The 9,027-nt window shown below is 68.1% G+C and carries 7 protein-coding genes; 1 reads left to right on the top strand and 6 read right to left on the bottom strand.

What is annotated here, in order from left to right; all coding sequences use genetic code 11:
* Window positions 1–6: 6 nt before the first annotated feature.
* The 3 genes from QN345_RS12155 to hisD form a co-directional block, all read right to left on the bottom strand.
* Window positions 7–1,035: a quinone-dependent dihydroorotate dehydrogenase gene (locus QN345_RS12155; RefSeq protein WP_323508687.1), complete on the bottom strand. Its 1,029-nt coding sequence runs from the start codon at window positions 1,033–1,035 to the stop codon at window positions 7–9.
* Window positions 1,036–1,038: 3 nt separating this feature from the next.
* Entirely contained in the window at window positions 1,039–1,530 is a 492-nt protein-coding gene (nrdR, locus tag QN345_RS12160) for a transcriptional regulator NrdR (RefSeq protein WP_322140787.1), read from the bottom strand.
* A gap of 170 nt (window positions 1,531–1,700) precedes the next feature.
* Window positions 1,701–3,005 (bottom strand): histidinol dehydrogenase, encoded by a 1,305-nt coding sequence (hisD, locus tag QN345_RS12165; protein WP_322135932.1) that lies wholly within the window; start codon window positions 3,003–3,005, stop codon window positions 1,701–1,703.
* A gap of 73 nt (window positions 3,006–3,078) precedes the next feature.
* On the opposite strand from hisD, the gene QN345_RS12170 reads away from it, so the two are divergent.
* A complete protein-coding gene (locus QN345_RS12170) occupies window positions 3,079–3,633 on the top strand; it encodes a flavin reductase family protein (RefSeq protein ID WP_322189664.1) in 555 nt (184 codons plus the stop codon).
* 27 nt (window positions 3,634–3,660) lie between these two features.
* Here QN345_RS12170 and QN345_RS12175 read toward each other — a convergent pair whose 3' ends face one another.
* From QN345_RS12175 to QN345_RS12185, 3 genes are all read right to left on the bottom strand, one after another.
* Complete coding sequence (locus tag QN345_RS12175) at window positions 3,661–4,449, bottom strand: lysophospholipid acyltransferase family protein (protein ID WP_134446085.1); 789 nt, start codon at window positions 4,447–4,449, stop codon at window positions 3,661–3,663.
* 85 nt (window positions 4,450–4,534) lie between these two features.
* Entirely contained in the window at window positions 4,535–8,002 is a 3,468-nt protein-coding gene (gene dnaE, locus QN345_RS12180; protein WP_416172975.1) for a DNA polymerase III subunit alpha, read from the bottom strand.
* Window positions 8,003–8,109: 107 nt separating this feature from the next.
* On the bottom strand, window positions 8,110–8,982 hold the full coding sequence (locus QN345_RS12185; protein ID WP_323508688.1) for an RluA family pseudouridine synthase: 873 nt from the start codon (window positions 8,980–8,982) through the stop codon (window positions 8,110–8,112).
* Window positions 8,983–9,027 lie beyond the last annotated feature (45 nt).

Consider the following 9,027-nt stretch of genomic DNA (forward strand, 5'->3'; position numbering starts at 1 on the left):
CAGGTCCTAGGCTGTCAGCATGACCGCCGAGCAAACACGCGAGCCCGCACACTCCCAGCCGGAAAACAGGGACGCCGTGTAGCCCTGGACGAGGGTCGCCCCGGCATCGAGCCGCTCGGCGACGTCGGCGGCGGTGTCGATTCCTCCGACGGAAATCACGCAGAGGCCGGCGGGAACGCTCGCGCGGATCAGGCGCAGTACCGCGAGCGAGCGGGCCCGGAGTGGGGCCCCCGACAGGCCGCCGGCTCCGATGGCCTCGATCCTGGCGGCATCCGTCGAGAGACCCTCGCGTGAAATGGTCGTGTTGGTCGCGATGATGCCGTCGAGGCCGAGCCGCACGACGAGTTCGGCGATGCGGGTGACTTCCTCGTCGCGAAGGTCAGGGGCGATCTTGACGAGCAGGGGGGTGCTCCCGGACGCCGCCCGGACGGCGGTGAGAAGCGGGGCCAGCTGGTCGAGTTCCTGCAGGCCGCGGAGGCCGGGGGTGTTCGGCGAGCTCACGTTGACGACGAGGTAGTCGGCGAGGGGCGCGAGGGCCCTGGCGCTCACGAGATAGTCGCTCGTGGCGTCGTCCACCGCGGTCGCGCGGCTCTTGCCGATGTTGATGCCGAGCACCGGCCGTCCAGCGATCGAACCCACCCGGGCGAGGCGCACTGCTGCCGCTGCAGCGCCCTGGTTGTTGAAGCCCATCCTGTTGATCACGGCGCGGTCGGGGACCAGCCGGAACAGCCGCGGTTTCGGGTTTCCCGGCTGCGGCAGCGCCGTGATCGTGCCGACCTCGACGTGGCCGAAACCGAGGCGGCCCAGGCCGATCACGGCGAGGCCGTCCTTGTCGAAGCCTGCGGCGACGCCGAACGGGGAATCGAAGCGCAAGCCGAGGGTGTGCACGGCCTGGTCGGTTCTCGGCCGGGTGAACGCATGGACAAGCCGCCCGATGCCCCGGCTCGGAATGAGACGGATCACCGTGAAGGCGAGGTGGTGTGCGCGCTCGGGGTCGAGCCGCGCGAGCACGTGCCGGAAGAAGAAGGGGTACACCGGCTACAGTTCGGGCTCGTCGCCGAGGGCCCCGTTGCGGAGACTCTCCTCGTGTTCACTGCGGAGCTGGTCGATGGCGCTCTCGAAGTCTTCGAGGGAGTCGAACGCGCGGTACACACTCGCGAAGCGGAGGTAGGCGACCTCGTCGAGTTCACGCAGCGGCGGCAGGATCGCGAGGCCGACGTCGTTCGCGGCGACCTGGGAGGCACCCGTCTGGCGGATGGTCTCCTCGACGCGCTGGGCGAGGAGGGCGAGGTCGGAGTCCGTCACCGGCCGCCCCTGGCAGGCCTTGCGGACACCGGTGACGATCTTGTCCCTGCTGAACGGTTCGACGACGCCGCTGCGCTTGACGATGTTGAGGCTCGCGGTCTCCGTCGTGCTGAACCGGCGACCGCATTCGGGGCACTGGCGACGGCGACGGATGGAAAGTCCGTCGTCGCTCGTGCGCGAGTCGATGACTCGGGAGTCCGGGTGGCGGCAGAACGGGCAGAACATTGTGCTGCCAGCCTAGCGCCCCTTTCCGGGGGATTCGCCGTCGCCCGGGCGCGTCGCGCCACACCCTCGCCCCGACGCCCTGACCGATTCGACGGGCGCTCGGTCTGAAACACCCCGGAACGGCACTCCCCCGTGGCTTCCGGACACAATCTCCGTCGAATCGGTTCGGGTCAGGCGAAGCGGGCGGTCACGGCCGCGCCGTGCGCGGGGAGATCCTCGGCGTCCGACAGCGCCGCGATATTGGCGGCGACACCGCGGAGTGCGTCCCTGCTGTACTCGACGACCTGCTGCGGGCGGAGGAACGTGTACGCCCCGAGGCCGGACGAGAACCGGGCCTGGCCGCCGGTCGGCAACACGTGGTTGGAGCCCGCTGAGTAGTCGCCGAGGCTCACCGGTGAGTTCGGGCCGAGGAAGATGGCCCCGGCGTTCTCGATGAGCGCGAGTTCGACGTGCGGGTCCCTGGTCTGGATCTCGAGGTGCTCCGGCCCGAAGGCGTTGCTGAATGCGGCGGCGGCGGCGAGGTCGTCGACGAGCACGATCGCGGACTGGGTTCCGGAGAGCGAGGCGGTCACCCGCTCACCGTGAGGGGTTGTCACCGCGAGCACGGCGAGTCGCGCGGTGACGGCATCCGCGAGCTCGACCGAATCGGTGACGAGCACGGCGGCCGCGAGTTCGTCGTGCTCGGCCTGGCTGACCAGGTCGGCCGCGACGAGGAGCGGGTCTGCGCCGGAGTCGGCGATCACGAGGATGTCGGTGGGGCCGGCTTCCGCGTCGATGCCGGTGACGCCTCGGACGAGCCGCTTGGCGGCGGCGACGTAGACGTTGCCGGGGCCGGTGACGAGCTGGACGGGGTCGAGGCCGAGGCTCGGCACCCCGTATGCGAACGCGCCGACAGCGCCGGCGCCGCCCATGGCGTAGATCTCGGTGACGCCGAGGAGCCCGGCGACGGCGAGGATGGTCGGGTGCACGCGTCCGCCGAACGCCTGCTGCGGCGGTGAGGCGAGCGCGATCGAGCTGACCCCGGCGACCTGCGCGGGCACGACGTTCATCACGACGCTCGAAGGGTAGACGGCCTTGCCGCCCGGCACGTAGAGGCCCACGCGACGGATAGGCTGCCACCGCTGGGTGATCACGGCTCCTTCGTCGATGGTCGTGGTCACGTGCGGCGGCACCTGGGCCTCGCTCGCGAGCCTGACCCGCCGGATGGTCTCCTCGATGGCGATGCGCACTTCGGGCGAGAGCCCGGCCAGGGCGTCGGCGATGTCGCCGGCCGGGACCCGGAGCGCGTCAGGGCGCACCCGGTCGAGCCGTTCGGCCTGGTCGTAGAGCGCCGCCTCGCCGCGCGCGCGGACGTCGGAGATGAGCTCGGCGGCCACGGCGCTCGCGGCGGTCACATCGGTGACGGCGCGCGGAATCGTGGCGAGCAGTTCGGCCGGCGTCGGCCGGGTGCCTCGTAGGTCAAGTCTCTGGATCATATCTGACCAGCCTAGCCACCAACATCCATCACACGGGAATAGGGTGGCCTTCACAGACCTTGGGGCAAGTGACATGAACGAACTGAACGACATCCGCGAAACACCGACCGTTCCCCGGCTCGAGGGAGATCCGAACGCCCCTCTCGACCTCGCCGCGTTCAAGCAGGCGTTCCGGCGCCACGCCGCCGGTGTCGCGTGCGTGACGGCGCGCCAGACCGACGGAACCCCCGTCGGCTTCACGGCGACCTCACTTGCCTCGCTGTCGTCCGTGCCGCCGCTCGCGACCTTCAACATGGCCAGGACGGCAAGCTCCTGGCCGGCGATCGCCGAGACGGACCGCGTCGTCATCCACACCCTTGGCGCACGCAATCGCGCCCTCGCCGAGCGGATGAGCGGGCCGAACGCCCTGCGCTTCGCCGGTGACCACTGGCATGAGGGTCCGCACGGCCTGCCGGTGCTGAACGACGTGACGAGCTGGATGGTCGGCCACATCATCGAGCGGGTCTCTGTGCACAACGGCGCCGTGATCGTCGTCCAGATCGAGGAGGGCGGCCTCGGCGACGAAGACGAGGCGTTGCTCTACCACGAGCGGATGTACCGGGTGCCCGGACCGGAAGCGGCGCTCTGAGCCGAGGCGAACGACCCGTTGGCCGGGTCAGGCGTCGTCGCGTGTCGCGGCAGTGCGCTTGAGCGCGCGGAGTCGCTGGCGTTCTGCCTCGACGACCGCAGCCTCCTCCGGGGTCGGAGCCGCGCCGCCGAGATGGCGCGGCTGCCACCACTGGCCGGAACCGTCGACGGGATACCCGGCCTGGAGTTCGTCGACCATGGCCTGGAGGGTGTCGTGGAGCTGCGCGGTGAGCTCCTGGGCGTCGACGGCGGGGTCGAGCTCGAACGGCGCTCCCACGGAGAAGCGGATCGGCACCCGGTACGCCTCCCGCAGGGTGGGCTTGTGGTTCTTCGTCAGCAGCCGGTGGCCGCCCCAGACCGCGACAGGGATCACCGGGACGCCGGCCTCCCTCGCCATCCGGACCGCGCCGGACTTGAGCTCGCGCACGGTGAAGGAGGCGTTGACCCCGCCTTCCGGGAACACCCCGAGGAGTTCACCCGCGCGCAGGGCGGCCACGGCCTCGCCGTATGCTGCGGCCCCCGCCTGCATGTCGACGCTGATGTGGTGCATACCGCGCAGCAGCCAGCCGACGACGGGCTTGTCGAAGGCGCCCTTCTTGGCCATGAAGCGGATGTGCCTGCGGTTGTGCAGCCAGGCCTGCCATTCGACGAGGGCGAAGTCGGCATAGCCGAAGTGCGTGATCGCCAGGACGGCTCCCCCGGTATCGGGGAGGTTCTCGAAGCCGGTCGCCGCAGCCTTGAGCCGGAAGACCCCGAAGATGGCCCGGCCGGCCACGATGGCCGGGGTGTAGAACGGTTCACTCGTGCGACGTGTCATGGTCCAAGGCTATTCCCGGGCGCATAGCCGACGGGCTATGCGCCCGGCGCGGCGGACGCGGCCGGCTCGGCTGGGACGGCGACCTCTAGCTGAGGCAGAACGGGCCGAGCAGGCTCTTGAGCTCGCCGAACAGGTCTGCGCTGATCGTGACCTGGTACGGCAGTTCGAAGACGCGGGCCGAATCGTTCTTGATCAGCTTGAGCCGCACCTCCGAGGAGCCACGGTGCCGGATCAGCACGTCGCCGAGCGCGGTGACGGTGTCGGTCGTCGCGCGCGCCTCTGCGAGGGTGATCGCGAGGGTGCCAGAGTCGCCGGTCTGTCCGAGGTCCGGCGCGAAGAGACTGTATGCGTGGATGTTCATGCCGTCGTCCCGGAGGCTCACCCGACCGCGCACCACGACGATCGAGTCGTTGATGAGCGCGGGCGCGAACTCCTGGTACGCCTTGCCCATGAACATCACGTCGATGTCGCCGCCGAAGTCCTCGACCTGGATGATGCCGTACTGGTTGCCGCTCTTCTTGGCGATCCGGTGCTGGACGCTCGTGATGAGGCCGGCGATCGTGACGGTGTCAGCGTCCTGGGTCTGCTCGGAGGCGAGCAGGTCGGCGATGGAGGTCGAGGCGTGTTTCGCGAGCGGGATCTCCAGGCCGGCGAGCGGATGGTCGGAGACGTAGAGGCCGAGCATGTCGCGTTCGAAGGCGAGTTTCTCCTTCTTGCTCCATTCCGGACGGTCCGGGACCTGTTCGGTCTCCTGCGGGTCGTCGAAGAGGCTGTCGAAGTCGAAGCCGACCATGCCGTGTTCCTCGTCGCGCTTGATCTTCACGGCGGACTCGACGGCGCCCTCGTGGATCTCGACCATGGCCCGGCGGGTCGCTCCGAGGGAGTCGAAGGCGCCGGCCTTGACGAGGGATTCGACCGTGCGCTTGTTGGCGACCTGGATCGGCACCTTGCGGAGGAAATCGTGGAAGGACTCGAAACGGCCCTTCTCGTCGCGCGAGGCGCGGATCGCATCGACGACGTTGAAGCCGACGTTGCGCACGGCGCCGAGCCCGAAGCGGATGTCCGGACCGACGGCCGCGAAATAGCCGATGGACTCGTTGACGTCCGGCGGGAGCACCTGGATGCCCATCCGGCGGCACTCGTTGAGATAGAGCGCGAGCTTGTCGCGGGAGTCGCCGACGCTCGTCAGCAGGGCCGCCATGTACTCGGCCGGGTAGTGCGCCTTGAGGTAGGCGGTCCAGTAGCTGACCACGCCGTACGCCGCGGAGTGCGCCTTGTTGAAGGCGTAGTCGGAGAACGGCAACAGGATGTCCCAGACGGTCTTCACCGCCTCCATGGAGTACCCGTTGGTCTTCATCCCGGCGGAGAACCCGGCGAATTGCTTGTCGAGCTCCGATTTCTTCTTCTTGCCCATGGCCCGGCGCAGCAGGTCGGCCTGGCCGAGCGAGAAGCCGGCGAGCTTCTGCGCGATCGACATGACCTGTTCCTGGTACACGATCAGGCCGTATGTGGTGCCGATGACGTCCTTGAGGGCTTCCTCGAGTTCGGGGTGGATCGGCACGATCTCCTGCTGCCCGGTCTTCCGCAGCGCGTAGTTGGTGTGCGAGTTCGCGCCCATGGGCCCCGGCCGGTAGAGCGCGATGACGGCGGAGATGTCCTCGAAGTTGTCGGGTTTCATCAGGCGGAGCAGTGCGCGCATCGGGCCACCGTCGAGCTGGAAGACGCCGAGGGTGTCACCGCGGGCGAGCAGCTCGTATGCGATGGGGTCGTCGAGGCCGAGGTCCTCGAGCACGGGCCGGTGGCCGCGGTTGACGGCGATGTTGTCGAGGGCGTCGTCGATGATCGTGAGGTTGCGGAGCCCGAGGAAGTCCATCTTGATCAGTCCGAGGGACTCGCACGCCGGGTAGTCGAACTGGGTGACGATCTGGCCGTCGGCCTCGCGCTTCATCACGGGCACGATGTCGATCAGCGGGTCTGACGACATGATCACGCCGGCCGCGTGCACGCCCCACTGGCGTTTCAGGTTCTCGAGGCCGAGCGCGGTGTCGAAGACCGTGCGGGCCTCGGCATCCGTCTCGATGATCGCGCGGAAGTCGACGGCCTCGCGGTAGCGCGGGTGGTCCTTGTCGAACATGCCGGTGAGCGGCATGTCCTTGCCCATGATCGGCTGCGGCATGGCCTTGGTGAGCTTGTCGCCCATCCCGAACGGGAAGCCGAGTACCCGGCTGGAGTCTTTCAGGGCCTGCTTGGCCTTGATGGTGCCGTAGGTGACGATCTGGGCGACGCGCTCGGAGCCGTACTTCTCGGTGACGTAGTGGATGACCTCGCCGCGGCGACGATCGTCGAAGTCGACGTCGAAGTCAGGCATGGAGACGCGGTCCGGGTTGAGGAACCGCTCGAAGATCAGGCCGTGCACGAGCGGGTCGAGGTCGGTGATGCCCATCGCGTACGCGACCATCGACCCGGCTCCCGATCCGCGCCCTGGGCCGACCCGGATGCCGTTCGTCTTGGACCACATGATGAAGTCCGCGACGACGAGGAAGTAGCCGGGGAAGCCCATCTGGGCGATGATGCCGACCTCGTAGTCTGCCCGGGTGCGCACCTCGGCGGGAATGCCGTTCGGGTACCGGCGGGCCAGGCCGAGCTCGGTCTCCTTGACGAACCAGCTTTCCTCGTTCTCACCCTCCGGGGTCGGGAAGCGCGGCATGTAGTTGGCCTGGGTGTCGAACTTCACCTCGCAGCGCTCGGCGATCAGGAGCGTGTTGTCGCAGGCTTCCGGGTTGTCGCGGAAGAGGTGCCGCATCTGGGCCGCGGTCTTGAGGTAGAACTCGTCTGAGTCGAACTTGAACCGGTTCGGGTCGTCGAGGGTCGACGCCGACTGCACGCACAGCAGGGCGGCGTGCGCCGTCGCATCGTGGGCGTGCGTGTAGTGCAGGTCGTTCGTGGCGACGAGCGGGAGGTTGAGCTCCTTGGCGAGGCGGAGCAGCTCGCTCATGGTGCGGCGCTCGATGTCGATGCCGTGGTCCATGATCTCGCAGAAGTAGTTCTCCGGTCCGAAGATGTCCCTCAGCTCCCCCGCAGCCTTCTTCGCCTCGTCGTACTGGCCGAGACGGAGGCGGGTCTGCACTTCGCCGCCGACGCAGCCGGTCGTGCCGATCAGGCCGTTCGAGAACTCGCTCAGCAGCTCGCGGTCCATGCGGGGCTTGAAGTAGTAGCCCTCGAGTGAGGCCTTCGTCGAGAGCCGGAAGAGGTTGTGCATGCCCGCGGTGTTCTCGGCGAGCAGCGTCATGTGCGTGTACGCGCCGCTGCCGCCGACATCGTCGCGGTTCTGGCCGCTCGTGCCCCATTTGACCCTGGTCTTGTCCCGCCGGTCGGTGCCGGGGGTGATGTAGGCCTCAGTACCGATGATGGGCTTTATGCCGGCGTCCGTCGCGGACTTCCAGAAGTCGAACGCGCCGAACATGTTGCCGTGGTCTGTGATGGCGACCGCGGGCATTCCCTGTTCGACGGCCTCTTTGATCAGCGGTTTGACCCGCGCGGCTCCGTCGAGCATGGAGTATTCGCTGTGCACATGCAGGTGCACGAAAGAATCATTCGATCCGTTCGCGCTAGTGGTATTCGACACGGATGCTCCGGTAGATGGTGTGTGGTGTTCCTGGCCTAGACATCCCTGAGCACGGTCAGGGCATGCTCGAGGTCCGCGGGGTATTCGGCGGAGAAGGTGACCCATTCCCGGGATTCCGGGTGGAAGAACGCAAGCTGTTTGGCGATCAGCCACTGCCGGGTGAGTCCCAGCCTGGCCGTGATCGAGGGGTCTGCACCGTACATGGCGTCGCCGACGCACGGATGCCGCTGGGCGGCCATGTGTACCCGGATCTGGTGGGTGCGTCCCGTCTCCAGGTGCACTTCGAGCAGGGACGCCGAGGGGAAGGCCTCGAGGGTCTCGTAGTGGGTGACCGAGTCTTTGCCGCCGGCGATGACCGCGAATTTCCAGTCGGAGCGCGGGTGCCTGCCGATGGGCGCGTCGATCGTGCCTGCACTCGGGTCGGGATGGCCCTGCACGACGGCATGGTAGATCTTCTCGACCTCGCGGTCGTGGAAGGCCTTCTTGAGGGCGACGTACGCCGTCTCCGACTTCGCGACGACCATGAGTCCGCTCGTGCCCACGTCGAGGCGATGCACGATGCCCGCGCGCTCCGAGGCCCCAGAGGTCGCGATCCGGTAGCCGCCGGCGGAGAGCGCGCCGAGAACCGTCGGGCCCGTCCAGCCGACGCTCGGGTGGGCCGCGACACCTGAGGGCTTGTTCACGACGACGATGCTCTCGTCGTCGTAGACGATCGTGAGGTCTGGGACCTCGATCGGAACGATTTCGAGAGCGTCCTTCGGTTGCCAGTTCACCTCGAGCCAGCTTCCCGCGTGCAGGCGGTCGGACTTGCCGACCACGACGCCGTCGATCGCGACACCGCCTGCCTCGGCGACCTCTGCGGCGAAGCTGCGGGAGAAACCGAGGAGTTTGGCGATGCCGTGGTCCATGATCTCGCAGAAGTAGTTCTCCGGTCCGAAGATGTCCCTCAGCTC

This window comes from Cryobacterium sp. 10I1 (genome assembly GCF_035019805.1).
Taxonomy (GTDB): Bacteria; Actinomycetota; Actinomycetes; order Actinomycetales; family Microbacteriaceae; genus Cryobacterium; species Cryobacterium glucosi.

Coding starts and splice junctions, on each gene's coding strand:
- QN345_RS12170 (WP_322189664.1), top strand. CDS start 3,079: ATGAACGAACTGAACGACATCCGCGAAACACCGACCGTTCCCCGGCTC.
- QN345_RS12175 (WP_134446085.1), bottom strand. CDS start 4,449: ATGACACGTCGCACGAGTGAACCGTTCTACACCCCGGCCATCGTGGCC.
- nrdR (WP_322140787.1), bottom strand. CDS start 1,530: ATGTTCTGCCCGTTCTGCCGCCACCCGGACTCCCGAGTCATCGACTCG.
- QN345_RS12185 (WP_323508688.1), bottom strand. CDS start 8,982: ATGGACCACGGCATCGCCAAACTCCTCGGTTTCTCCCGCAGCTTCGCC.
- dnaE (WP_416172975.1), bottom strand. CDS start 8,002: ATGCTCGACGGAGCCGCGCGGGTCAAACCGCTGATCAAAGAGGCCGTC.
- hisD (WP_322135932.1), bottom strand. CDS start 3,005: ATGATCCAGAGACTTGACCTACGAGGCACCCGGCCGACGCCGGCCGAA.